The organism is Spirosoma aerolatum (assembly GCF_002056795.1).
In the GTDB taxonomy this organism is placed as follows: Bacteria; Bacteroidota; Bacteroidia; order Cytophagales; family Spirosomataceae; genus Spirosoma; species Spirosoma aerolatum.
The window spans coordinates 102,884-129,713 of the sequence record NZ_CP020104.1; the positions used below are offsets into that span (position 1 = coordinate 102,884).

Below are 26,830 nucleotides of genomic sequence, written 5' to 3' on the forward strand. Positions count from 1 at the left end.
AAAGCGTTTTGATTCCTACGCCTACTGAGTAAAAATAGTAGAGTTATAGAGTAAGTTTCGGCAGGGGCGTTGAAAACCTGCTTCACGGGCTCGATAAATACCAGCTGGCCAGCCGTTTTCTCAGATTTTCATTGGCTCGCTGGAGCAGTGATTCAACAGCTCCAACAGTTACGGTCATAACGCTGGCTGCTTCAATATTCGTTAATCCCTCAATACGGGTCAGAATGTACGCCGTTTTTTGTTTGTCGGGCAATTGATCAATGGCCTGAAATAGCCGGGAGGCATTTTCCTGATTTTCCAGAGCAATACCGGGATGAAAAAAGTCGGTAGGGTGGTGGAGGGCTTCGCCCGTAGTGCTATCGAACAAACTAGTCAGAAAGGCAAACCGTTTCTGCCGCTTTTTTCGCTTCTGAAAATCGAGGGACTTGTTAATCGTTATTCGATAAAGCCAGGTTGTAACCGTTGCATCTCCTTTGAACTGGCTTGCTGAGCGGAATACATCGACGAAAACGTCCTGCGTGATCTCTTCGGCATCTTCACGGGAACGAACGTAACTGAGGGCGGTATTGAATATACGACTTTTGGTAAGTTCGTATAGCTGCCGGAAAGCCGTTTCGTCCCCTTGCCGGATCGATTCAATCAAGGCTGAAAGGTCGGTCAGAGCAGGCATTGAGCGTTAGAGAGCGATAGCCATTTAGTTGTCATTGATAGCCATTGTTTGTCATTCGTTGTGCATCCAATAAATGACCATCAATGACAACTAAATGATCTTAAATGCCCAGCGCTTTCAGAATTTTTTCCGCGTCGAAGGTTTCGATGGATGGGAAATAGGTCTGGTATGCTTCGCGCTGCAATTTGGTGGCATACGTTCGATGGAAGAAGTAGCGACCGTATTTTATGACGTAGTTGAGTATAAAAAACCGATAAGCTTCGGGCAGGAAACGAATTTCGTTCTCCGTCAGCGGATATACGGCATGATACTCCTTTAAAAATAGCAGGAACCGTTCTTCCATCAATGGACCTATGACGTAACTAAATACAGTTCGGTCACCGACATTGGAGACAACCCGGCTGAAAAAATAAAAATCCATAACCCGGTAACTCACTCTGAACCAGTCGTAATCCCAGCGTGAATATAATTCGAAGTTGGGGGTTACCGAAAAATTCCCAATGTTCCAGTCCACAAACACGGGCATAGTTTCAACAATACCGGCTACGAGCTTCTGACGATTTTCCAGAAAAAGGTTACCCTGCCGTTTTAGCTCCTCAACGTGCATTCGGTGCTCAAACTGCCCGGCTTCTGTGTCCAATAAGTCCAGCAAGTCCCAAATATCGGAGCGAAGCGTTTTGCTGGATTTGGGCAAAACCGGGCTAACTCGTGAACAGGCTTTGTGAAATTTGGCAATTTGACGACCCAGCATCTGAATTTGATGCTCTTCCAGGCGTCGGGGAAGCTTTTGCTGAATACGAATAGGATTATAAAAAACAACCCAGGCATCTATATAGCCGTTTTTGTACCGATACGTATAAACCTGACCGTCGCGCACTAATGATTTGGCTAGCACATTTTCGAACGGGTAGAGTAAGTTATTGGCCAGTGCGTGAATGATCCGGTGATCTTCCAGAAAGTGTTCGTGCTTACCGAAATAAGACAGTTTGGCAATAATATGCCCACCATCTTCAAACCGTACCCTAAAAACGTGGTTGGTCGAAACGCGGGCGCTGATGTCCTCAATGGTATGAATCTGCACCGATGGGTCGAAATCAGCCCAGGCTTTTTTTATAATAGAATGATAATCTACGAGACGCATTGTAATGGTTGTAGAGACGCCATACTTGGCGTCTCCTGACCGAACGGCTTACTTGCCAGACGGCTCAGGCTGACGCACAGGAGACGCCAAGCATGCGTCTCTACAGATTAAATTATTTCAAAATACCGCTTCAGCTCCCAATCGCTGACCTGGCGAAGATATTGTCGCCATTCCCAGTTTCGGGTGCGTGTAAAGTGGTCAACAAATTCAGCTCCAAACAGTTCAGCTGCCACGGGCGAGCGGGCCATCGCCTGAGTCGCTTCGTCCAGATTTGTCGGCAGGATACCATTTCGTTTATCTGCGTAGCCATTGCCAACCGAAGCGGGGATGTCGAGCGTTAACTTATGTCGAATACCGTACAAACCGGAAGCCAGCGAAGCCGCAATTGCCAGATAGGGATTCGTATCCGATCCCGACACCCGATGTTCTACGCGTGTGTAAGCTTCCTTGTGGTTTAATACCCGAAGTGCCGTTGTTCGATTATCTACCGACCAGGTAATGGTCGTTGGTGCCCAGGCCCCCTCCACCAGCCGTTTGTAGCTATTGATGGTCGGGGCAAACATGGGTGTAATATGGGGCAAACAATACAATTGACCAGCCATGAACTGTTGCATCAATTCACTCATCTGATTCGGCTGGCTGGCATCAAAAAATAGGTTTCGGCTCTGATCCAGACTCCAGAGGCTTTGGTGAATGTGGCCGCTACAACCCGGTAGATCGGCGTTCCATTTTGCCATGAACGTAGCGACAATGCCATGTCGATAGGCAATTTCTTTAACTGCCGTTTTAAATAGTACCGCTTTATCGGCCGCCCGAACAACCTCATCGTGCATAATAGCCGCTTCGTAAACGCCAGGCCCGGTTTCGGTATGCAGCCCTTCCAGCGGAATGTCGAAACGGGCTAATAAGTCGAACAGGTCATGATAAAAAGCGCTTTCGAGCGAAGGACGCAGGATGGAGTAACCAAACATACCGGGCGTAAGGGGCTCCAGGTTCAGGAACGATTTTTCCTGTAGGCTGCGGGGCGTTTCGCGAAAATTGAACCATTCGAACTCCTGTGCAAATCGGGCATGAAAGCCCATTTGCTGGCATTGCTCAGCAATTCGTTTTAGTAAACTGCGAGGGCAGGATGCTAAGGCATATGCGTTTGGTTCCTGCCCAGCTTTAGAACTGAAATCGGCCAGGAAAAACGGAATATTATCCTGCCAGGGGAGTTGCCGAAATGTCGATACATCAATCCGAACCGGCGCATCGGGATAGCCCGAATGCCAGCCTGTGGTATGGCCATTGTCGTAAGGGGTATCAGACGAATCCCACCCCCAAACTACGTCGCAAAAGCCGAAGCCATCGTCCAGCCCGTCCAGAAATTTTTGTCGATGAATAATTTTGCCCCGGAGTACGCCGTCGATGTCTGTAAAGGCATACTTAATTTTGGGGCTTTCACTTTGCTTGATGAAGTCGATGATGGCTTGCTGGTCCATGAATGTGGGAAATTCGGCAAATTGTTACCTATAAGGCAATTCTTATTCCGCTTTTACATTGTCCAGATTAAAATGTAGTCCGGTATTTTCGCGACGAGCCATCGCCATTTTGATTACGAGATAAGCCACCTCAATCATATTTCGAAGCTCGCAGATCGGAACCGACACTTTCGATTGACGGTATAGTTCTTCGTGTTCGAGATAGATTAGCTCCAGGCGATCCATAGCCCGTTTTAAACGGCGGTTTGAGCGAACAATACCTACATAGTTCGACATGATGGATTCCAGCTCTTTTTTCATCTCAGTGACCAGAACCAGTTCTTCAGGATGGGTTGTACCTGCATCGTTCCATTCAGGAATCGTATTTGGTGTAACAGCCTGACTAAGCATTTCGACCGTTTTTTCGTAGGCACGGTGCCCAAAGACAACTGCCTCCAGCAATGAATTGGATGCCAGACGGTTAGCGCCATGCAAACCTGTGCAGGAACATTCACCGACTGCGTACAGAAACTGGATGTTGGTTTGGCCCCATTCGTTCACACGAATACCGCCACACAGGTAATGCTGGGCCGGAACAACGGGGATATAATCTTTTCGTAAATCGAGACCCAGGCGATCACGGCAATAGGCGGTGATGGTTGGGAAATGCTCAATAAACTTCTCATAGTCGCAATGGGTCACATCCAGATAAACGTGCGAATCCCCTGCTTTTTTCATTTCGGAGTCAATGGCCCGGGCCACAATATCGCGCGGTGCCAGCGACAGGCGAGGGTCGTAGTTTTCCATGAACGTTTCACCCTTTTTGTTACGGAGAACTCCGCCAAAACCCCGTACGGCTTCTGAAATCAGGAAGTTCGGTTTTTTGCCTGGTTCATACAGAGCCGTCGGATGGAACTGGATGAACTCCATGTCTTTACAAATGCCTTTCGCCCGGTAAGCCATCGCAATGCCGTCGCCGGTGGCGATGCTGGGGTTGGTGGTACTTTGGTAAATGTTGCCAATGCCACCCGTTGCCAGCAAGGTAGTTTTAGCCAGAAACCGCTCGACTTTACCCGTTTGGGTGTTCAGTACATAAGCGCCAAAGCATTTGTTGTCGGTATCGTAGCGGTGAACCGTTTCGCCCAGTTGATGTCGTGTAATGAGCTCAACGGCATAGAAATGCGTGAAGATTTCAATTGATTTCAGCGAGGCCGCTTTTTCGAGCAGAGCCCGTTCAATTTCGGCACCGGTAATGTCTTTGAAATGAAGAATCCGAAAATCAGAATGACCGCCTTCTTTGGCAAGATCGTAATCGGTACCGCCGTGCTCTTTGTCGAAGCGGGTGCCGTAGTCGATCAGCTCCTGAATACGGCCGGGTGCTTCGCGTACCACAATCTCAACAATGTGGCGGTTGCTCAGAAAATCGCCCGCTATCATTGTGTCTTCGATGTGTTTCTCGAACGAGTCATCTTCCGACCAAACGGCCGCAATGCCGCCCTGAGCATACTTCGTATTTGTTTCTTCAGCCTGTACTTTGGTGATAACACCGATGCGAACGGGCTGTTCTACCTTTTCAAAATGCATTGCCAGCTTGGTGGCATAACTAAGGCCCGCAATACCGGAGCCGATAACCAGAAAATCAAATTGATGGGGCATTGATTAAAGTTTGGTGTCTAGTCGTAAACGAACAAGTTCTGCTTCTAAAGCGGGTAAGTCTTCAGACCACAAGTTGTTAGTCGCTAAAAAGTCTTTAATATATTGATAATGTGGATCGTCAAGTACTGTGGTTGCCACTGTAGCGCTGTAAGGTTCTTTGGGCATGCCCTGCTTCATTAAATTTTCGAGAGAAGCGGTAATTCGTAAACCTTCGCTTGGGGTAAGGCCATCAGCAGCCAGCCGATGTACTTGTTCATATTGTCGGTACAATTCTGTTCGCACAGCCATTCCAATTTCCCGGCGAGGGGTGACTAGGTGTTCGTCGTCGTTTAATTTTAGGACAATGACGGCGTTTTTACCTTTTTGAGTCCGACCAAATAGCGTATAGTCAAGCATATAAAAATGCTCTTTAGGCTCGTCATCGATTGGGTTTACAATCGGAATGCTACTTGGGTCTCGTTCACGTTTTGCATTGTTACAATGACGACTGGACGGTAGAAGGTTATTCCAGTCTAAAACCTGATCAGGATACAAAGCTTTAGGGAGGAAGTGCTCAACTTCCATAAGCTTCCCTTCTTCCTGTAATCGAATTTCTGAATAAGCGCACTTATTACCTGACATGTCAAGCAAAGCTTTCTTTAAAAAGTCGACATTCCAGACTCTTATTTCTTTGTTCGCAATAAATCTAGCAGTCTGATCTATAATCCAGTCTGCTGTCATTTCTATCGGCGGGTCTGTACGCTTTAATCGAATCATTTTCAGACTGGAATCAGCGATGACATTTGGATTTGCAAAACTTTTCGCTGATGGCTCGAAGGCGACAGTATTTTATCTAATTCATCATAAGCGGTCTTGACGATGTTGTAATCCTCTGCTAATAGTCCATCTTCAAACTGCCGCATCAACTCCAGATAACGATCCGACCGCGTTTTCTCACCCATATCCATCAATTCTCGCAGAATCTCTTCAACTGTCCAACCCTGAAAGGAACCAAATTGCTGACGAATGTTGATGCTACCCGTTTCGTCGTCTTTTTCCAGCATTATCAGATTGACATTCTCGGCCGACTGGACAATTAATGGACTATGTGCCGTGACAATAAATTGGGTATTGGGGAATAAATCACTGAGATATTTGATAATCTTACGTTGCCACTCTGGATGAAGGTGAAGATCAATTTCATCAACGAGTACAATAGCAGGCCCATGAAGAGGGTTTTCAAGATCAGGATAACGGTCGAACATTCGCTTGGCAAGGTCTGTTACCCAAGCCATAGTTGCTTGATAACCGTACCCTAAATCTTTTAATTTCACCCAACTTTGACTGACATTTACTTCAACATAGGATTGTAAGTCTTCAGAGGAATTTATTCTTATATTTTTTATATCAGGCAATATTTGACTGTCGACTATTAAATGTTTAATCCTAGCAAATTGAGTTTTGGCTTTTTTACGATTTATTTCATTACCAATCTTTGTGGCGTAATCCGTCTGCAATATCCACTCCTCAACATTTAATAATTCTGCACTCTCAAATAAGTTAGCCGTCGGGTGAACGTGTGAAGCTTCAGATAAGCTTATATCTGATATTCTTCTTTGAATGCCATAGGCATATATGGTCAAATTGTTTTGATAATTTAATAAACTGTTCAAAATATAATCAGTGACTGCTATATTTTTCTTTAAATCAAAACTATTCAAATCTATTCTTTCTTTTATCCTTTTTATATAAAGGCTATAATCGAAAAAAGGAAAGAATAAGTTAGGACCTATCATAGGTCTATTCTGACTATTAGATAGCCAATTATAAAATACTTGTGTATTGAAATTGAAATTCCCGTTCCTTCTTAACAGACTGCTGTATTTTTTTAAATTATATTTGCTTAGATATTCTGCAAGTATTTCTGGGTATGATAATGCTGCAAAAATTTTGATAGCCGTAGTTTTCCCTGTGTTATTATTCCCCAGTAAGACTGTCCAAAGGGAAGGCTCACCTTGCCTGTTAGATAGCTTTATTAGACTGTCACCTTTGAAACATTTTATGTCTCGTAGCGATAATGATCTAAAATACACAGATGTTATATTTTGTTCATTAGCCATATCTGTTTATTAAAGCTTAGAATAGGAGATTGAAAACTAATTGTGGCAATTAGTTTTCAATCTCCTTATTATGCTAGTTGACATTTGTTCACTTGCTCAGTTCCAGCATCCGCGCTACGGATTCATAGGCTTTCAGGCGAACATCTTCCGGTACAATGATTTCCGGTTGTTCATAGAGCATGCAATTGTACACTTTTTCGAGCGTATTCATCTTCATGTATGGGCATTCGGAACAGGCGCAGGTATTGTTCTGGCTGGCAGGAGCTGGAATAATTTTCTTATGCGGTACGGCCTGTTTCATCTTGTGCAGAATACCCGCTTCCGTTCCGACAATGAAGGTCTGCTCTGGACTATCGACTACGTATTTCAACAGGGCCGTCGTAGAACCCACATAATCGGCTTCGCTCAAAATATGCTCCTGGCATTCGGGATGGGCGATAAATTTAGCGTCTGGATACTCAGTCCGTAGCCTATGAAGTTTTTCGAGTGAAATATCAATATGAACGATGCAGGCACCATCCCAAAGTACCATATCGCGGCCCGTTTTTTTCGAGATGTAGCGGCCCAGATTGGCATCGGGAGCGAAAATAATTTTTTGATCTTTCGGCAGGCTTTCCACAATTTTCAGCGCATTCGACGAGGTGACGATAATGTCGGATAGCGCCTTGATGTCGGCTGAGCAGTTGATGTACGACAGAACGATGTGGTCGGGGTATTGCGCTTTGAAGGCGGCAAATTTATCAGCTGGGGCGGAATCGGCCAGGGAGCAACCGGCATTGAGATCGGGAATGACGACTTTCTTTTGGGGAGAAAGAATCTTCGCCGTTTCGCCCATGAAATGGACTCCGCAGAACACAATCATGTCGGCAGGAGTGGCCGCTGCCTGCTGGCTTAGTCCCAGGCTATCACCAATGTAATCGGCTAAATCCTGAATGGCGCCATCAACGTAGTAGTGGGCGAGAATGACGGCATTCTTCTCTTTTTTTAGCCGATTGATTTCGGCCACTAAATCTATATCTTCAGCAACGGGCTTATTGACGTACCCGACTCGTTGAACTTCTTCCAGGAGTGCTTCCATTGGTAGTGTATGCTCGGTTTTTTAATCTAAACAACGGTTGGATTGAAAATGTCACTGCGTGAAACCATAACAATGCCGAATCCACTGCAACGGCGGACTGGCCGACGAATTTCAGGAAATCGTTTGGGCTTTCAAACAATCGTCCTGATTTGATTAGTTTTGACGTATAGGATTAAGACTATATGACTGACGATTTGTTGCAACTTCGCATTGTTCGTATCATTTCCGAAACGGACGATACCCGAAGTTATATACTTGAATCTGTCGACGGCCGATCGGTTGACTATCAGCCTGGACAGTTTCTGACGTTGTTACTTACGCACCGCGATAGAGGAACGAATACTCACGAAGTCCGTCGGTCGTATTCGCTGAGTTCGATTCCGGGCGAACCGTTGCAACTGACCATTAAGCGGGTAGAAAACGGTGAAATCTCACGCTATCTGCATGATACACTTCGGGTTGGCGATGCGCTGACGAGTCTGCATCCGGCCGGTCGATTTACGCTGGATGCGAATCAGCGTGGCGATCTGGTGTTAATTGGTGCTGGCAGTGGTATCACACCGCTCTTTGCCTTGCTGAAACAAGCATTGTATAATGAGCCCGGCCGAAGGGTAACGTTGCTCTATAGCAACTCGACCGAGCGACGAATTATTTTCAACGAAGCCTTAGCAGGTTTACAGCAAACATTTCCTGAGCGATTTCGGATATTTCACCTGCTGAGCAATCCGACAGACAATTGGGAAGGGCTCCGTGGTCGATTGAATAATGTCATGCTTGAGCGACTGCTTCCGACATTACTTGGCGGTTCCAATCCCGATACCCTCCGATTTTATATCTGTGGCCCCGGCGATTATATGCGTATGGTGCAGTTTACGCTCATCTTCAGCGGATTTCAGCTAAGCCAGATCCGACGCGAAAATTTCTTGGTTGAGCCGGTTGTTATTGCCCCACCGCCCATTGTGGCAGAAGACCGAACGGTATTGCTTCGTTTTCATGGAAGAGAGATAGAAATTCAGGTGCCTGCCTACAAGTCGATCTTACAGGCGGCCTTAGACGAAGGGGTTATGTTGCCCTATAGCTGTCGGGGCGGGCGCTGTTCGACCTGTGCAGCTCATTGCCTGTCGGGACGGGTCCACATGACGATCAATGACGTACTCACTGACCACGACCTGGCCGATGGCTGGGTACTGACCTGTACGGGGTATCCTGAGAGTGATGGAGTTGTGATTGAGGTATAAGGTGGTGAGGCACCACCTTATACCTTTGTTTTCAAATAGGCAATGACTACGTCAAGCCCTTTTTTGTAATGATGGTTATTGGGAATAACAATGTCGGCTTCGGCGCGGTAGGGTTTGATGAATTGCCGGTAGGTTGGCTTTACGTGATACTTCCAGCGGTACATTACATCATCGAGGTCGTAACCGCGTTCTTCGGCATCGCGTTTTACTCGCCGTTCAAGTTTAATGCTGTTTTTCGCGTCGATGAAGATTTTTAAATCCATCTGGTCGGCCAGTTCGCGGAAATGAAAGACAAAAATGCCTTCAACAATAATAATCGGTGCGGGTTTGAAGGTCAGTATCTTAGGAACAATAGATGGATTATTGAACGTGTATTCCTTCTGCGTTATAATCTCTCCATTATGCAACTGGCCGATGTGCTGTGCGTAGAGGTGATGGTCAATCGTTTCGGGTAGGTCGAAGTTATGAATACCCTGGTCATCGACTGGTATCAAATCCCGGCTGAGGTAATAATTATCCTGTGAAATCAGACAAATTTCATCTTCGTCAAACGCATTTAGGATGTCTTTCAGAAATGAGGTTTTGCCGGAAGCGCTGCCGCCCGTAATACCGACAATAAATGGTTTTGAGTTCATGATGAAGTTACGAATACAAACAAAGAAAACAGGAATGAGCGAAACGAAAAAGCCCAGAAGGCATCAACACAAAGAAAGCGACCCGTTTATGACAAACAGGACGCTTTCGATGAAGGTTAAGCGGGGTTTATTGCACGCTTATAGAATGGGTTTTATGCTGTAATGGATTCGGCCAGTACAAGCACTTTATTCTGAAGTACTTCAACGACACCGCCATCGACAGTAAATGTTTCCTGCCCGGATGTGGTCTGTACCACGATTAGCCCCCGGTCCAGCGTACTCACCATCGCTGCATGGTTGTTGAGCACCTGAAACTGGCCTTCGCTGCCGGGAAACGTAACGGCACTCGCTTCACCAGAAAAGACCTTACGGTCGGGAGTGATGATATCTAATGTCATACAAAAAAGATGTATGATGTATGATGTATGAAATATGATAAGCTACAAACTTACATCATATCTCATACATCATACATCTCTTATAAGACTCCTTTTACGAAATTCAATACACTGCTTACCTGGGTCTTGGCGGCAGGTTCAGCGGCTTTGGCTACCAGACCGCCCTGATCGAGCTTGCCAACCGTTGCCAGCGCTGTGGATACCAGTGACTGACCTGACGATTGAGTACTACCGCCCAATGCCGACAGAGCACCACCAATACCGGACAACCCACTGGTTAGCTGACTGCCTTTGCCAAGCAACGAGCCGGCTGCCAAAATCCCTTCGAGTTGACTGCCGCCCGACGCAAGTTTAGCTAAACTGACGGCTTTACTCAGCACACCGTTACCCAAAGCGCCTGTCGGTATCAATGGAAGTAAGGCTTTTAATTTGCTTGCCTGAGCTAATAGCTTATCCTTAAAGGATGTCGGCTGCGTTTGTGCCTGAGATTCCAGCCCGGTAATGCCAGCCTGTAATTCCTGAGTCGTAGCTGACTTATCGCCTTTGGTAAGTGAGGCTACTGCATTGTCTAGATGGGCCAACACAGTATTGTCCTGTACCAGAATAACAGAGGTTGTTTTAGCAATGGGTGTTCCATCGTTAGCCGATGCTACCTGGACTGTTAAGAGGGTTAATGGCAGTAGAACGATACCTGCGCTCAATCGAATCGTTTTCATAATCAAGAATGTAGTTTGATTGCAACTATTAGACTTGAGGAACAGGTTTTCGTTTCGAGCCTACGGTTAATTAACCATTAAATTAACTGTAGGCTCGAACCATTAAATTTATGGTTACTGACCAGCTTCCCGCATGATTCGTTCACCTTTCGCTACTGCATCTTCGATGGTACCGACAAGGTTGAACGCAGCCTCAGGCAGATGATCCCATTTACCGTCAATGATTTCATTGAAACCTTTAATGGTATCTTCAATCGGAACCAGTACACCCTTCAGACCAGTGAACTGTTCAGCCACGAAGAACGGCTGCGACAGGAAGCGTTGTACACGACGAGCGCGGGCAACGACCAGTTTATCTTCTTCCGAAAGTTCTTCCAGACCCAGGATGGCGATGATGTCCTGCAATTCTTTGTAGCGTTGCAGAATCTGCTTCACACGCTGAGCGGTGTTGTAGTGTTCGTCGCCAAGGATTTCGGCGGTCAGAATCCGGGAAGTTGAGTCGAGTGGGTCAACGGCAGGGTAGATACCCAGCTCGGAGATTTTACGACTCAATACGGTGGTAGCATCCAGGTGAGCAAAGGTGGTAGCTGGAGCTGGGTCAGTCAAGTCATCGGCTGGTACGTAAACGGCCTGTACCGACGTGATCGAACCCCGTTTGGTCGAGGTGATACGCTCCTGCATGACACCCATTTCGGTAGCCAGCGTTGGCTGGTAGCCTACGGCCGATGGCATCCGGCCCAGCAGAGCCGATACTTCCGAACCAGCCTGGGTAAATCGGAAAATGTTATCAACGAAGAACAGAATATCACGACCAGCGCCTTCGCCATCACCATCGCGGAAGTGCTCGGCAATGGTCAGACCCGACAGAGCCACCCGTGCACGGGCTCCCGGTGGTTCGTTCATCTGACCGAATACGAAAGTAGCCTGGCTTTTAGTCAGTTCTTCGGTATCTACTTTGGTCAGGTCCCAGCCGCCTTCTTCCATCGAATGTTTGAAAGCCTCACCGTATTTAATGATACCGGCTTCGATCATTTCACGGAGCAGGTCATTTCCTTCGCGGGTACGCTCACCCACACCGGCAAATACCGACAGACCCGAGTACGCTTTCGCGATGTTGTTAATCAATTCCTGAATCAATACGGTTTTGCCTACACCGGCACCACCGAACAGACCAATTTTACCCCCTTTGGCGTAAGGCTCAAGCAGGTCAATTACTTTGATACCTGTAAAGAGGACTTCGGTCGATGTGGCCAGATCCTCAAATTTGGGAGCACCCCGGTGAATAGGCAGACCAGCGCCTTTCGACTGAGGTTGTGGGATACCGTCGATGGCCTCGCCTACTACGTTGAACAGCCGTCCACGGATACCTTCACCGGCTGGCATGGTGATTTGAGTGCCCAGGTCAATTACATCTAAGCCACGGTATAAGCCGTCGGTTGAGTCCATAGCGATAGCCCGAACGCGGTCTTCGCCGAGGTGCTGCTGAACTTCCAGAATTACCTCTTGCCCATTGGTTTTCGTTACTTTGAGAGCGTCCAGAATGGCGGGAATCCGGGTGCCTTCACCTTCGAAACTCACGTCCACAACCGGCCCGATTATTTGCGTAATCTTACCTGTATTGACTACCGTTGCCTTACTCATTTGTATGTGGTATTGCTTTATTGAAAAGTTGCCCTTTGTTTGGGACTGCAAAAGTAGGAGAAAAACCGCGTAAGGTCAAGAATCAGGCCGCTCATTTTCGGAATGATTTGTTAGGGAAGGTTATTGGCAATAAGCTTTTTACGAAAAATCATAAACAAAAATTAACGTAAGCAGATTTGTACAAAAACAAGCCAACAGGAGTTGGGAGTTAGGAGCGGGGAGCGAGGAGTGAGAATCTATACGGCCGTATTACCTACGTGACTGGGCCATTCTTACAACTTGCTCCTTGCTCATCACTCCTCGCTTCTATCAACTCAACGTACATGCTTCAACAACGCTCAAGCGGTTTATTACTACATATTACATCGTTGCCTTCGGCTCATGGTATCGGAGATTTAGGACCTGAGGCCTACCGTTTTGCCGATTTCCTGGAAGCCGCCGGACAAACTTACTGGCAAATCCTGCCGCTGGCCCCCGTCGATCCGGGAGCTGGTTTTTCGCCATACAGCAGCCCATCGGCTTTTGCTGGTAATATACTCATGATCAGCCTCGAAAAACTGGCTGACGAAAAGCTGCTTAGCCCTGACGATCTGGCCATATTCAATGAGCAGCCGGTTCAGGATGTAACCATCTCCGAGCCATCCAGTACGGATCGAACGAATTCACCGATTCTGGCGGGTCCACTTGTGATGGCGCCCAATGCGATGCATGCGGCCTGGATCAAAAAACGTCCCTTACTCTATCAGGCTGCTCAAACGTTTTTGCGCGAAGCCAGTCCCGCACAACGTAGCGATTACGACCGTTTTTGCGGATGGAATACACGCTGGCTAGACGATTACGCCCTATTTACTGCCTTGCAGGAGGAAACTGGCGAACCCAGCTGGATTCGGTGGCCTGTTGAACTGGTCCGGCGTGACTCTAAGGAGATAGCGCATCAGACCGACTTACTACACGAGCGAATCGAGACCAACAAGGTGCTGCAATACTTTTTTCAGCGCCAGTGGAATGAACTAATGGCGTATTGTTTCGATAAGAAAATTCATTTGATTGGCGATATCCCCATTTATGTTCAGTTCAACAGCGTTGATGTGTGGGCCAATCCGGGTCTGTTTAAACTGGATGAAAACTTTCAGCCCTTATTTGTAGCAGGGGCTCCCCCGGATTATTTCAGTGAGTATGGTCAGCGCTGGGGCAATCCAATTTATGACTGGGCCGAGCATGAGCGAACCGGATTTGACTGGTGGATGCACCGGCTCCGGCATCAAATGTCGCTGTATAGCCTGACACGGCTTGACCATTTTTTAGGTTTTGCCGAATATTGGGAAATTCCAGCACATGAGCCTACGGCCAAAGTTGGTCAGTGGGTGAAGGCTCCCATTGAACCATTTATGAAGGCCATGTATCGGCAATTTGTAAACCTGCCTATCATTGCCGAGGATTTGGGCGACAAAGCCGCCGAAATACAGCCCTATTTACGGCATTATGGCATTCCGGGAATGCGGGTGCTTCAGTTCGGTTTTGGGAAAGACATGCCTACCGCAACCCATATTGTGCATAACCATACCGAAAACTTTGTGGTCTATTCGGGAACGCATGATAATAATACCACCTTGGGATGGTTTCGGGAAGCGAATAATGAGCAACGACAGCGCATCAATGACTATGTAGGCATGAAAGTGACGGAAAAAAATGTTGTCGATCAGATTTGCCGATTAACCATGCAGTCGGTGGCCCGATTAGCGATTCTTCCGGTGCAGGATATTTTGAATCTAGATGAATCGAACCGCATGAACACACCTGGACTGGGTGGCCGAAGCTGGCAATGGCGGTTGCAACCTGGCCAGCTGACGGATAATGTAGCTCAGAAATTGCTGAAACTGACCCAAATGGCAGGAAGGGCGTAACTAAGTAGTGTACGTCCTGTCCGCATGACGATATCGCTCTGCAGATAGGATGTACACCTTATATAGGCACTAACCCGCTGTAACGTGCGTTACTTGGGCATGTCATCTTTATTTTTCTGGAAGGATTGGAATCGGTCTTATCGATTTGCCTATTTAGTTAGTAGTAGTTTATTCATTATCAGCCTGTTTTTGTTTGTCATTGCCTGGATACGTGGTTTGGGCAATGCCGTCCATTGGGATGTCCTGAGCGAACTGGCCGATGTACCTATTACCTTTTATAACTTCTCCGATGGCTTACTCGATTATGCCGTGAACGGGAAAGCCTACGCTGTTTCGGAGCAATTTTTGGCGGGGCCTATGCAAATTAGGCCTGAGATGGCTACCGCTTTTCTGGTGGGAATCTGTATCGCTTTTGTGCTGGTGCTGAGCGCCGTAACCCGCTTCGACCGGATTCGGTATTTGATCAGTATGGCTATTCTGATTCTGGGATTGGCCTTTTTTCGCTGGGAAATGCTCGAAGTACCGGGGCTAGGTGGCAATTATCTGTTTCTACTACTGACGTTTTTATTCGGGTCAGTAAGTTATTATTTCCATGCTTTTCGCTCCGATTACCCGATTCTGATACGTATGGCGGCATTTAGCCTCCTGACGGTTCTGGTAGCAACTGGGTTGACACTTGTGTCGCCGGTGAAGTTTCCGGGCCTACTGGTTGTGAGCTACGGGATGCCCGTACTGCTGGCGTATAGTGCTGGTTTTATATTTTTCATGGCAGCCGAAATAATGGCAGGTCTGGTTTGGCTTACCTCCGTTGGGCGAGCCGAAGAAGGCAGTGCCCCTGGAAATTCAAAGCGGACATTGGGTATAAATAACCTGCTCGTCATCAGTTTTTTGTATCTGATCAATCTGGCACTCATCTGGCTTAAAAACACCCGGTCGATCGATTGGGATGTGTTGGCAATCAGCCCTTTTCTGTTGTATCTCATTACGGTAGTCGCAGGTGTTTGGGGCTTTCGCCGGATGATTCAACAGCAGGATGTGATGTCCTTTCGTGATTCGGGGGCCTTTCTGTATGTAGGGTTGGCATTGCTAACTACGCTTACCATGGCGTATGCGTTTGCTACAGCGAACGACCCTGTCGTTGAGTTGTTTGAGGATGTCATTGTGTATACTCATTTAGCGATGGGGCTGGTGTTCCTGGCCTATGTCGTTATCAATTTCTGGCCCATTTACCAGCAAAATCTGGCGGTATATCGAATCCTATACAAACCCAAACGACTGGAACTTAGCTTGTTTCGAATTGTTGGTATTGTCGTTTTTGTGGTTCTACTGGCATCAGGTGGACTGATTACGTTTCGGCAAGGAGTGGCCGGATATTATAATGGCCTGGGGGATTATTATACGGCTTGTGGCGAATCGGCGTCGGCCACCGCCTTTTACCAGTTAGCGCTAGAGCAGGAGTTTCAAAACCATAAATCCAATTACGCGCTGGCTACGCAGGCTCTGGGAACGAATAACCAGACCACAGCCGCTTTCTATTTCCAGCAGGCATTGCTCAAACAACCCAGCCCACAGGATTATGCTGGATTGAGTCAAACCTATCTGCAAACCAATTTATTCTTCGAAGCCGTTAAAATCCTGCAACGGGGCATTCGGGCTTTTCCGAAAAGTGGTGAGCTACAGAATAATCTGGGGTATCTCTATGCCCGAACCAGCGTGGCCGATTCGGCTTATTATTATTTCACAGCGGCTACGAGCCATGCCGACCAAAATGAGGTGCCTCAGTCGAATTTGCTGGCCTTGTATGCGCGAAATCCCAATGTACTACAGGCCGATTCTACGCTCGCTAAAAATGTGAAAGAATCGGCTTATGAGTCGTATCAGGCTAATGCGCTGGCCCTCAGGCTCGTAGCTCAGACCGACACAACTCAACCGAAACAACCTGGCTGGTTATCCGATAAGGCGGCCAGTCAAGGCTTGAGTATTGGACGATTCGCGAGCTTGTTCAATTACGCACTGGCTACCAAACAGACGGATGCAGCCTTGACTAAAACGATGCAGCAATTGTCTATTCAGCCTGCTAACCAGGATTTTACAGACGAAATCCTGCTGGCGCTTGCTGTAGCGGAATACAAACGACATGATCATCCGGCGGCTTTCGGGCTAATGACTCAACTGGGCGAAGGTGATCAGCAAAATGGATCTTCTTACCGGGCTATTGCGGGGCTGTGGATGATGGAGCAGGGGCTGTATCGTCGGGCGGCCGAAACGTTCGGTTATAATTCTGATACGACTTCTATCTACTACCGGGCTATTGCGTTGACCAAGGCGAATGATCCGGTATTGGCGCAGTCGCTTTGGGAGACGGCTGCCTTGGGTGATCCGGCTGTGCAGGCAATCAAGCAGGTATATTACCAGGAACGTAAACCGGAAACTGACCTCGAAAAAGCATTTTATGCCACCTATCGACTCGATGACGCCAATCGGGGGGCGTATTGGGAAACCATTCAGGACCCCAGTTTGAAATCGGTGGCTGGGGTTGCCTTGGCGAACGATTTCCTTGACCAGTTGCAGTGGCGAAATGCACAGTTGGTATTGTCCGGATTGCCAGATTCATCGAAAGTTAGTCCAATCGCTTTATCATTGCGTACGGTAACAGCCATTCGGCTGGCGGCTTTCCGGCGAAGTGTAGGAGCGGCTGAGACGATGGCAAAGCAACCTATTTTGCCCGATTATCAGGCCGAACGTTTTTACTGGTTAGGACAGACCTATGAGCGTACGCGACACCCCGCCAACGCCCGCAATGCCTATCGGAAAGCGATACAACTGGCTCCGCTGAATGCGCAAATGGCCGCTACGTTCGCTCAGTTTGAACAGCAGCAAAAGCAGACCAGGCGGGCCTATGATCTGGTATTAACTGCCCTGCCCTATAACGAAGATAATGCCGAACTTCTCAAAACGTACGTGTCGCTTTGCCTGGATTTGAGCTTGTTCGATTATGCCAGAAATGGTCTCGAAAAACTACGGAATGCAGCTAACCCTACCGATTATCAGGCATTTCTGCGGACTTATCAGGAAAAACTGGCGTCAATCGAAAACAGCCGTCAAAAGTTCTTACAATAAGGTAGCTTTGCTAGTAAGCCCCAGGATTCTATGAATATCATTGAGACCCACAATATTGCCAAACGGTACGTAATGGGTACCGAAGTGATTGAAGCACTCAAATCCATTACTATTAGTATTCAGAAAGGAGAATATGTTGCGTTTATGGGGCCTTCCGGTTCCGGAAAATCAACACTGATGAACATTGTTGGCTGTCTGGATACACCAACGTCGGGGCAGTATATTCTGAACAATCAGGATGTGAGTAGCATGGGCGAAAACGAACTGGCTGAAGTGCGTAATAAAGAGATCGGCTTCGTCTTTCAGACATTTAACCTGCTTCCCCGGCAAACCTCGCTCGAAAATGTGGCCCTGCCACTCATCTATGCGGGTTATAGCAAAGCCGACCGCATTGAAAAAGCGATGCTGGCCCTGAAAAATGTTGGACTCGAAAACCGGGCTGGGCACCGCCCAAACGAGCTGTCGGGTGGGCAGAGGCAGCGGGTGGCGGTGGCGCGGGCACTGGTCAACGACCCCAGTATTTTGCTGGCCGACGAACCGACGGGTAACCTCGACACCAAAACATCGTACGAGATTATGGACCTCTTCGACCAGATTCACAGCAAAGGCAATACCGTGATTATGGTAACGCACGAAGAAGATATTGCCGAGTATGCCCATCGGATTATCCGACTCCGCGATGGACTGATCGAAACGGATCGGCAGAATACAAACATTCGCAAAGCACAGGCCCTGATGCAATCGCTGGAATGATTTAACCATTAGTTAATTTAGAAATGGTTCTTCTTTCTATATTGAACCGTAATCCTAAACAACTATGGTCCGTAAAATTCTTATTGCCCTACTTGTGATCCTGGTTCTCATCCAGTTTTTCCGCCCCGAAAAGAATCAGGCTTCGGGTATGTCGCCCAACGATATTACTACAAAATATGCCGTACCTGCTAATGTACAGACGGTATTGAAACGTTCCTGTTACGACTGTCATTCCAACAATACGACCTATCCCTGGTACAATAACATTCAGCCTGTAGCCTGGTGGTTAAGCCATCACATTGATGAAGGTAAACGAGAATTGAATTTCTCGGAGTTTGCCACTTATCAGCCCAAACGAGCCCGGCATAAACTAGATGAAGTAGAGGAGGTTGTCACGGAAGGTTCGATGCCCATTGGTTCATATCTGTGGATTCACGGCGATGCCAAAGTCAGCCCCGAAGATGCTAAATTACTGGCCGATTGGTCTAAGGGTCTGAAAAATCAGATTCCGGCTCCGGCAGGTGAAGAAGAGGAGCATGAGCATCATCACGAAGAGCATTAATTCATCTGATAAAATCCAGAAGCCCTAACTAGTCACAGTTAGGGCTTCTGGATTTTTAGGGGTTTAGAGAAGTCAGGCGGCAATGGTTTCGTTCACTATGTTTTGCCATTCCTGCATTTCAGGAACGCCGGGTTTACGCTTTCCAAAAATTAGGGCAATGGTGTTGCCGTCTTTATCGAATAAGTCCAGGCCCGTCACAATGCCATCTTTCGTGGGTTTGCGCGTTACCCAGATGCTGTTGATCTGATCTTCCCGCAGGTGCATATTGAATTCAGGATCGAGTACGTTGTACCAGGGGCCCATACTCACCAGTTTTTTAACTGGACCTGTATGGATCTGAATACAGCCGGGGCTTGATGCAAAAATCATAATCGGCAACTCCCGCTGGGCGACCGTCTCGAATAGTTTTTTAAGCTGATCGACAGAAATTGGCTCAGCATAACCTTCGGGGGCCATGCGTAGACCCTGTTCCCGTTCGAGTTTGTATTTACGCAATAATCCGAAAAACTCGTGCGTATCCTGCATCGCTAGCCAATCTGCCTGAAAGGCCTGTACATCAATATCTTCGTTGTTAATATCCTTCGTTTTTTCAGGGTATGGAACTGTAACGACGGGAGCGGTTTGATCGGCAGCGAGGTATATCTGAACCAGTGCTTCGTAGGCAGCTACATCCGATTTGTCGGTCATGTAAATTTTATGGATGGCCTGCCCATCCTGATCGAAGAATTGTAGGCTTTTGCGGTCGTTTTCGTTGACCGCAAATCCAAAATGCCAGTGCGACATGAATAGGCGCAGATCAATATCGGGTCCCAGAACCAAGCCGGTCTGATCGTTAAACGATACCTTTTCGTAGACGCCTTTACGCTCATGAACAATATTATCATTACGTGTCAAGGCCATGACATAACCGAGCGTCGGCACATCTTTGAGCAGTTGGCGGAAATCGCCTTCCAGCCGTTGGACCGTATCGCCAACCTGCGTAGCTACTAATTCGGCTTCACTGACTCCCAGTTGGTTGGCGGCATCCCGAATTCTGGTTTTAGGGTTTTCTTGTTTAAAGGTAGCCCAGCGTTCTTTCAGGCTTTGTGCTGTAATCATTTGTTATTGGAGGATTTGAATTGGTCAGTTATGTTCAGAAAATTGATGTTGCTGTGGCACGATCATGGGGCAGTCAAGCTCAGGATGGCTGACGAGCCAGACTGCCAGATTAAACACGCGCTGGATCGTATCGACGGTGATCACTTCCTGCGGTGTGCCGATGGCTTCTATATACCCCGCACGGAGCATGACGATCTGATCGGCATATTGAGCGGCCAGATTGAGATCGTGAAGGATGACAACGACACAAAAGCCTTTCTGCGTGAATTCGCGGGCAATCTCCAGTAGCTGATGCTGATGAAGCAGGTCGAGCCCTGTTATGGGTTCATCTAGAAATAAAATGCCCTCTGATGCGTCCCAGATTTGCGCCAGTACCCGTGCTAATTGTACGCGTTGCTGTTCGCCACCGGATAACGTAGTGAAGACCCGGGAGGCAAATTCCCACATCCCTACTTTTTTCAGGGCCAGTTCGGCCACCTGATAATCGTGTTCGGAGGGATGGAAATCGAAATGAGGATAACGGCCCATAAGCACCAGCTCGCTAACCAGAAATGGAAAAACGACGGCATTTTGCTGCGGCAGTACCGCCCGAAACAAAGCAAGTTCTTTCTCCGAATAGGCTTCCAGGTTCTTCCCATGAAGGTTAACGGATCCGCCAGAGAGTTTTAGCTCACGGGTACACAGCTTCAGCAAGGTCGATTTCCCAGCTCCGTTTGCGCCTACGATGGCCAATAACTCACCCGGTTTGGCCTGAAACGAAACGTTGTTGAGTAGGTTTCGACTCCGAATCTGATAGGAAAGATTTCTGACTTCCAGCATAGTTTGGTGATTTAGGCAAGGGTACGACGTCGTTCCCGAAATAAAATCCATAAAAAGACGGGCGTTCCAACTAAAGCCGTCAGTATGCCAATCGGCAGTTCAGCGGGCGCCACCAGCGTTCGGGAAAGAGAATCGGCCAGTGTCAGAATGATGGCGCCACCCAGCGCAGAGCCGGTCAAGACACGTCGATGATCGGACCCGGCACCCATCCGAATCAGGTGGGGAACCACCAGCCCGATGAATCCAATGATGCCCGCAACGGCTACTGAGGTGCCGACGGCCAGTGTCGAGAAAAGAATGACCTGCCGTTTGACAAGTTTAAGGTTCACGCCCAGCATACTCGCCTGGCTTTCGCCCAGCGCCAGCAGATTCAGCGATTTGCCCAGACGGGGAATGCCAACCAGCGCAATGATCGTAAAGGGTAAAATGGCCAGAACCGATGTCCAGCTAGCACCACCCAGACTGCCCAGGCTCCAGAAGGTAATATTGCGAAGTTGCTCATCCGTAGCCAGATAGGTCATAATACCCGTCAACGCACCCGATAACGCATTGATCGCAATACCCGTGAGTAGCATGGTTGTGATGATATCTTTCCCGGCTATTCGCGCAATTCGGTACACCAGAAAAGCGGTCGTACAGGCGCCCGAAAAGGCTACCACCGATAAGGCATACAGCCCCAGCATACCGCTTAACTTCTGAAAAAAACTCACTTCAAGCACGATCATCGTCACCGCAGCCAGCGATGCTCCTGATGAAATGCCGATCAGACCCGGATCGGCCAGCGGATTTCGAAAAAGCCCTTGAATCGCAGCGCCTGAAATAGCCAGGCCAGCGCCAATCAAGACGGCCACACAAACGCGTGGCAATCGAATAGCTAAAAGAATGGCTTCCTTTGTCGGGTCAACAGCAACGGTGTAGCCGAGTGACCGGGCTATAATTAACAGGATTTCGTAAGGCGACACGCGTACAGCACCAATCCCTGCCGAAAAAACGACGGTTGCCACTAACCCACCAAGTAAGACTGGCATCAGCCAGGGATTGATAGATTGTTTTAGCGACGATGGCGAGACCCCTGTTTTCAACGGAGGATTACGAACCACGGTAAGGGTATCCATCGGGTTTAGGCCTTAGGTTTTTGACTGATTTTCTGGGCTAATTCCTGTAGCGCTTTACCTAAACGTGGGGAAAACCCACTTAGCAAGTGCCCATCCATGCCGATGATGTGTCCGGCCTTACCCGCATTCGTCTGCGTAATACCCTGCACTTTTTGCAAGCCAGCTGCTCCGCCCAGGCTTTCAAGACCACTGTCGAATAGCAGAATAACATCGGGGTTGGCCGTTACGAGGGCTTCGGCAGTGAGGGGCTTGTAATTCTCGAAGTCGGATGCGGCATTGGTCCCTCCGGCCAATTCAATCATTTTATCGACCTGTGTTCCCCGACCTGAGACCATCATGGTGCCTGTTCCCCGGGCATAAATGAACAGGACTTTCGGATTGCCGGTCGCTTTTTTGACCTGCGCCAGATCAGTATCTAGTTTTTTGATCAGGGGTTTGGCGCGCGAAGGAACCTGACAGGTATTGGCTACATCCTGAATCAGTTTTTTCGCTCCGGCAATGCTATAGTCCTGTCCAAACGTAATCACCTTGATGCCCGCCGATCTGATCTGATCGATCACTTCGGGTTTAGTACCTGCATTTTGCGACGTCAGGACAAGAGTTGGTTTCAGCGAGATAACCCCTTCGGCCGATATGTTCCGATTATGGCCGACTTTCGGGAGTTTCTGCAAGGATTCGGGATAGGTGCTGGTTACATCAACACCAACCAGATGTGCCTGTAGACCCAGATCGCACAGAATTTCACTGACTGTGCCATCCAGCGAAACAATCCGAATGGGGTCGTCTTTTGGGTTTTCAGGCATTGATACGGCCTGGTGGCTGGCTAAAATTCCCAGCAAACAACCGAGGCAGAGTATGACATAGGGTAGTTGTTTCATTGCGAGTATGGTAAAAGGAAACGGTCACGTCGACTTAGCGCCTTCGGTATGATGGGTTTAAGAAACTTTTTTAACCAGCTTGAATTCGAATTTGGGCTTGCCGCGTTCGCCACCATCCTGTGAAGCGAAGCTGATAAACTTGATCTTGTAAACGTTGCCCGCAGCGTCCTTCACCACATAGAATCGGTCGGTTCGAACACCCGTTGAGGTTTGGCTCGCTACGCGCCAGTTTGAACCAATCACGTATTTGTCATTCTTGAAGGTAGTGGTGGCAATATTGCTGTCAGCGTAGGCATCATACGAAACCGTACTGGTAAGGATTTCGGCCGCCGTAACTCCACCTAAGACGTTGATATAGACCTGATCAGCAAAGTAGTAGGGGATATCATTGGTGCCATCGCTGGTTTTGTAGATCCCACCACTCCATTCAATATCCCAACGTGCTTTTGCCGGTTCAACATCGACTACTGTGCCCGTTGTGAATGATATATACTTGAAGTTATACGCGTCATCTTTTGTAATCGACACGGTCTTAAAGGTCGTCTCTTTGATACCTGCATATTGTAGCGTATAACCTGTTGTTCCGTTCCGAAGTATCCGAACTTTTACCCAGCCCTTGGCAGGTGTTGATCCGCTGGTGCCCCGATTGATGATATACACTTTGTTATCGGCATCGGTAGCCGAAATGCTCGCAATAACCGTTTTGGTAAGATCGCCCGATACATCGTCGACCCATTTCAAACCAGCCGGATCAAAGTTTCCTACGCTCAATGATAAGCCAGCCGTGTCGGCAGCCGTCACCTGGGCCAAGTCATTTTTGGCCAGGGCAATAGCCGCTGCTCCGGTCGTATTGTTCAGAATCACGCGGAAATCGGCACCGGAATAAAAGCCCAAATCCCAACTGTCCCGCCGGATGGAAGTAGCCGCATTATTACTTAAATCCACAAATACGGAGTTAACAGCACTGGAGCCTCCTGTACCACCATCGAGTGTGAGCGTAGTACCTGTTGATATGATGGATGTGAATTTAACCTTGAGGGATTTCGTCGTGCCGACCAAAACCGGGTTACCAGCCGAAGTAATGGCAAAATCGATGGTTTCTGTACCGCTCAGAAAAATTGAATTGGCTTTAGTAATTGTAAACGAGGTTTCACTGCTTCCGGCTGGTACAGTCAACGACAAGGTATTGTTGGTGATGGCCGGGGTGGTCGTAAACTGAGTGCCATAGGTGATGCCAGTGGGGGTTACCTGAACAGTTATGGGGGTAGCCGCATCGACCGCCCGAGACAGCTTCAGCTTAATGGTTGACGATTGTGTAGCTGCATCCATACCCTGTTCGGTACTTTCAAACTGCACCAGATTGTCGGGTAGCGGAGGGTCGCTTTCTTTACAGGCATTTAAGGCACTAACCGTTATAAGGAATACGAAGCCAAGGACTTTTTTCATGGGATGTAAACTGTTTGGTAGACTTGTGTTGTAGCTGAGTGATAGCGTATTATGGGTTAGGTGTAGCCAGTGGTTGATTAGTTTTTAGACCATTGAAAACTAAGGCCCAGGAAGTAGGAACGTTCGTAGCTGACAGGCGATGGTCCGCCCGAACTATGGGCGCCACCCGTGTCGGTTGAGGTGTTCGACAGGCGGGTAATGTTGAAGAGATTTTTGGCCCCCGTAGTCAGTGTCAGGTAGCTGGTAATGGGCTTGGTCAGGGTAAGATCGGCCCAGTGGAAAGCGGCTATTTCGGTCAATACTGCCGAAACATGACCGTCGGCAGTGGCGGTTGCCAGGTAGCTGGGTCGTTTGCCCGTGTATTTATAGAAAAGGCTGACTTTCGTACCGAGTTTTTTCAGTGTATAGGTCAGATTCGTATTGACTTCCGGCGACCAGATGAACGTGGGTAGCTTGCCTTCTACATAGGTCGTGGTATCTGTTCCGGTGAGTAGATTGTTGTACCGACCGATGTATGAAAAACCTACTGTTGCCTGAAGTGCCTTCCAGGAAAAGACGTTTTCCAGCGTAACGCCCATTGTTTTGAATCGGTCAATATTGATGTTTGTCGTAATGCGAGGGTCGCTGGGATCGATTCCATAAGTGATCAGGTTATTAAAATCGTTATAAAAAAAGCCCAGTGTCGATTTGGCTTTCGGCATCGCCTGCCAGACCAGCGATCCGTTGAAACTGTTCGAGTTTTCGGCTTTCAGATTCGGATTGCCTCGGATGGAGTGGCTGGCGTCGAAGAAATTGAAATACAATTCTCGTAGAGCGGGTGAGCGAAAACCGCGTGCATAGGCTAAACGCAAATCCAGTGTGGGGGTAAGGGCAAATTTGGTGTTGAGTGAAGGAATAACCGGAGGAGCCTCGTAAACCGAATTTTTGATGAACCGCAGGCCCGGACGGATACTGATGCGAGTACTTGGATTGAGTGTCGATGACACAAAAAAGGCATAATCGTTGATGCCTGGTGATCCTAAAATCCGGTCTCCTGAAGCGGCATCCCGATTTATATCGATTCCGGGTTGTAGTGAAACGACTGGTGAAACCTTATAGGTAGCCGTTGCCCGGTACGTTTGACTGGTAAACGTGGCAACATCCTGCTCGCCCTGTCCCAATGAAAGTGTGCGCCGATTGGTCGTTACATCCAGAATAGTCGTTTGTGTACGGCGCTGATAATCCGTAAGCGAAGCCTGCCCATTGAACTGAAGCCGATCGGTTACTTTCCAGTCGCTCTGTAGTTGATGAACATATCGATTGGTGATGTATTTCTGGTCGCGAGCCTGATGGGTGTTGCTATTTTCAGCCCCCTGGCTCAGTAAGTCTTCTTTGAGCGCATCCAGCCGGTAATAGATATTGAGGTGTTCGGTACGATAACCAATTTTCCCATGACCAAACAGCTGATTTTTGGGTAGCCAGTCTTTTACTCGTCCTTCCGATAGACCTTGCCAGCCACCAAACGTATTATTGGTGACTCCGGCCGATGCGTTCCAGCCTTTCTTTTGCCAGGTAATTCCAGCATTCTGGATGTGTAGTCCCTGGTTGGTGAGTACGTTGTACTCTTTACCGGCTGTCTCTTCCTGAATGCGTGCGGTAACACTTAGCCGTTCGCGGCCTGGTTTTTTGGTGATAATATTGACAACCCCCGCCAGCGCATCGGAGCCATACGAAACCGACATAGGGCCTTCGACAATTTCGATCCGCTCGATGCTGTTGATGTCGATCTGATTTAGGCTTTCCCGTGTATCGCCCCGGTCAACCATAGGGAGGCCATCCAGCAAGATTTTGACGTTGCGGCCCGACATCCCCATCAGTTGTACATCGGTAGTGCCTAAGGTAAGGTCGTTGGAAAATCGGAAGCCCAGTTCGTTATTCAGAACGCCCATCACATTCGTTGCCGCCCGCAAACGAATGCGTTCACTATCAATCACCCGGACATTGTACACCGATTTCTTCAGTGATTGGGGTTCATACTGTCCAGTCACGATAACTTCATTCAACTGGCTGGTAGCAGGTTGTAGTCTAACCGTGAATTGAACGGGCTGATTGTCTCGTAGCATAATAGCCTGTTGCAGCGTTGCATAGCCTATCATTGAAATTTGAAGATGATATTTCCCCGGAGCGAGTTCCGATAAGGTAAAATGTCCTTTTTCGTCGGTTGTCGTGCCTTTGGGAGCGTCAATAACCTGAATAGTAGCTAATGCGCCCGGCGTACCGTCGGCCAGTAAGACAGTACCCTTGATCGTATGGTTCTGCGCCCAGACTACAGATGAGTTTAATAAGATCAGCAAGCACAATTGAAGAAAGCTATTCGTACAGACTTGTTTCATGATCCAGGTAGTCAATGGCTTGCCGTAATCA

General features: G+C 48.1%; 22 protein-coding genes. 5 read left to right on the forward strand and 17 right to left on the reverse strand.

The window, feature by feature from the left end; genetic code table 11:
- Positions 1-82: 82 nt before the first annotated feature.
- From B5M13_RS00435 to nadA, 7 genes are all read right to left on the reverse strand, one after another.
- Positions 83-670, reverse strand: coding sequence for an RNA polymerase sigma factor (locus B5M13_RS00435; protein WP_080053788.1), 588 nt, complete (start codon positions 668-670; stop codon positions 83-85).
- 100 nt (positions 671-770) lie between these two features.
- Positions 771-1,811, reverse strand: a complete 1,041-nt coding sequence (locus tag B5M13_RS00440; protein WP_080053789.1) for an aminoglycoside phosphotransferase/kinase family protein — start codon at positions 1,809-1,811, stop codon at positions 771-773.
- A gap of 107 nt (positions 1,812-1,918) precedes the next feature.
- Positions 1,919-3,292, reverse strand: a complete 1,374-nt coding sequence (locus B5M13_RS00445; protein ID WP_080053790.1) for a glutamine synthetase family protein — start codon at positions 3,290-3,292, stop codon at positions 1,919-1,921.
- A 42-nt stretch (positions 3,293-3,334) separates the two neighbouring features.
- Entirely contained in the window at positions 3,335-4,927 is a 1,593-nt protein-coding gene (nadB, locus tag B5M13_RS00450; protein ID WP_080053791.1) for an L-aspartate oxidase, read from the reverse strand.
- A gap of 3 nt (positions 4,928-4,930) precedes the next feature.
- Positions 4,931-5,683 carry an HNH endonuclease family protein gene (locus B5M13_RS00455; protein WP_080053792.1) on the reverse strand — a complete coding sequence of 251 codons (753 nt, stop codon included), beginning with the start codon at positions 5,681-5,683 and terminating at the stop codon, positions 4,931-4,933.
- A 2-nt stretch (positions 5,684-5,685) separates the two neighbouring features.
- The gene (locus tag B5M13_RS00460) at positions 5,686-7,026 is read right to left on the reverse strand and encodes an AAA family ATPase (RefSeq protein WP_080053793.1); all 1,341 of its coding nucleotides are present in this window, start codon (positions 7,024-7,026) and stop codon (positions 5,686-5,688) included.
- Positions 7,027-7,114: 88 nt separating this feature from the next.
- Positions 7,115-8,104 (reverse strand): quinolinate synthase NadA, encoded by a 990-nt coding sequence (gene nadA, locus B5M13_RS00465; RefSeq protein WP_080053794.1) that lies wholly within the window; start codon positions 8,102-8,104, stop codon positions 7,115-7,117.
- A gap of 182 nt (positions 8,105-8,286) precedes the next feature.
- Here nadA and B5M13_RS00470 point away from each other — a divergent pair, with 182 nt between their 5' ends.
- A complete protein-coding gene (locus tag B5M13_RS00470) occupies positions 8,287-9,342 on the forward strand; it encodes a 2Fe-2S iron-sulfur cluster-binding protein (RefSeq protein ID WP_080053795.1) in 1,056 nt (351 codons plus the stop codon).
- Positions 9,343-9,359: 17 nt separating this feature from the next.
- Here B5M13_RS00470 and udk read toward each other — a convergent pair whose 3' ends face one another.
- From udk to atpD, 4 genes are all read right to left on the reverse strand, one after another.
- Positions 9,360-9,977: a uridine kinase gene (udk, locus tag B5M13_RS00475; RefSeq protein ID WP_080053796.1), complete on the reverse strand. Its 618-nt coding sequence runs from the start codon at positions 9,975-9,977 to the stop codon at positions 9,360-9,362.
- Between the two features lie 152 nt (positions 9,978-10,129).
- Positions 10,130-10,375 carry an ATP synthase F1 subunit epsilon gene (atpC, locus tag B5M13_RS00480; protein WP_080053797.1) on the reverse strand — a complete coding sequence of 82 codons (246 nt, stop codon included), beginning with the start codon at positions 10,373-10,375 and terminating at the stop codon, positions 10,130-10,132.
- Between the two features lie 80 nt (positions 10,376-10,455).
- Positions 10,456-11,091 (reverse strand): hypothetical protein, encoded by a 636-nt coding sequence (locus tag B5M13_RS00485; protein WP_080053798.1) that lies wholly within the window; start codon positions 11,089-11,091, stop codon positions 10,456-10,458.
- Between the two features lie 114 nt (positions 11,092-11,205).
- Positions 11,206-12,732, reverse strand: coding sequence for a F0F1 ATP synthase subunit beta (gene atpD, locus B5M13_RS00490; RefSeq protein ID WP_080053799.1), 1,527 nt, complete (start codon positions 12,730-12,732; stop codon positions 11,206-11,208).
- A 323-nt stretch (positions 12,733-13,055) separates the two neighbouring features.
- On the opposite strand from atpD, the gene malQ reads away from it, so the two are divergent.
- The 4 genes from malQ to B5M13_RS00510 all read left to right on the forward strand — a co-directional run bounded on the left by malQ (position 13,056) and on the right by B5M13_RS00510 (position 19,071).
- Positions 13,056-14,636 (forward strand): 4-alpha-glucanotransferase, encoded by a 1,581-nt coding sequence (gene malQ, locus B5M13_RS00495; protein ID WP_080053800.1) that lies wholly within the window; start codon positions 13,056-13,058, stop codon positions 14,634-14,636.
- A gap of 99 nt (positions 14,637-14,735) precedes the next feature.
- Positions 14,736-17,756, forward strand: coding sequence for a tetratricopeptide repeat protein (locus B5M13_RS00500; protein ID WP_080053801.1), 3,021 nt, complete (start codon positions 14,736-14,738; stop codon positions 17,754-17,756).
- Between the two features lie 30 nt (positions 17,757-17,786).
- Positions 17,787-18,509 (forward strand): ABC transporter ATP-binding protein, encoded by a 723-nt coding sequence (locus B5M13_RS00505; protein ID WP_080053802.1) that lies wholly within the window; start codon positions 17,787-17,789, stop codon positions 18,507-18,509.
- Between the two features lie 64 nt (positions 18,510-18,573).
- Positions 18,574-19,071, forward strand: a complete 498-nt coding sequence (locus tag B5M13_RS00510) for a heme-binding domain-containing protein (protein ID WP_080053803.1) — start codon at positions 18,574-18,576, stop codon at positions 19,069-19,071.
- Between the two features lie 72 nt (positions 19,072-19,143).
- Here the strand turns inward: B5M13_RS00510 and B5M13_RS00515 are convergent, their stop codons facing one another.
- From B5M13_RS00515 to B5M13_RS00540, 6 genes are all read right to left on the reverse strand, one after another.
- Complete coding sequence (locus B5M13_RS00515; RefSeq protein WP_080053804.1) at positions 19,144-20,169, reverse strand: hemin-degrading factor; 1,026 nt, start codon at positions 20,167-20,169, stop codon at positions 19,144-19,146.
- Positions 20,170-20,193: 24 nt separating this feature from the next.
- Entirely contained in the window at positions 20,194-20,988 is a 795-nt protein-coding gene (locus tag B5M13_RS00520) for a heme ABC transporter ATP-binding protein (protein WP_080053805.1), read from the reverse strand.
- A gap of 11 nt (positions 20,989-20,999) precedes the next feature.
- Complete coding sequence (locus B5M13_RS00525) at positions 21,000-22,103, reverse strand: FecCD family ABC transporter permease (RefSeq protein ID WP_080053806.1); 1,104 nt, start codon at positions 22,101-22,103, stop codon at positions 21,000-21,002.
- Between the two features lie 5 nt (positions 22,104-22,108).
- Positions 22,109-22,981 carry a heme/hemin ABC transporter substrate-binding protein gene (locus B5M13_RS00530; RefSeq protein ID WP_080053807.1) on the reverse strand — a complete coding sequence of 291 codons (873 nt, stop codon included), beginning with the start codon at positions 22,979-22,981 and terminating at the stop codon, positions 22,109-22,111.
- Positions 22,982-23,038: 57 nt separating this feature from the next.
- Complete coding sequence (locus B5M13_RS00535; protein ID WP_080053808.1) at positions 23,039-24,427, reverse strand: HmuY family protein; 1,389 nt, start codon at positions 24,425-24,427, stop codon at positions 23,039-23,041.
- 77 nt (positions 24,428-24,504) lie between these two features.
- Positions 24,505-26,799 carry a TonB-dependent receptor gene (locus tag B5M13_RS00540; RefSeq protein ID WP_080053809.1) on the reverse strand — a complete coding sequence of 765 codons (2,295 nt, stop codon included), beginning with the start codon at positions 26,797-26,799 and terminating at the stop codon, positions 24,505-24,507.
- Positions 26,800-26,830: the final 31 nt, after the last annotated feature.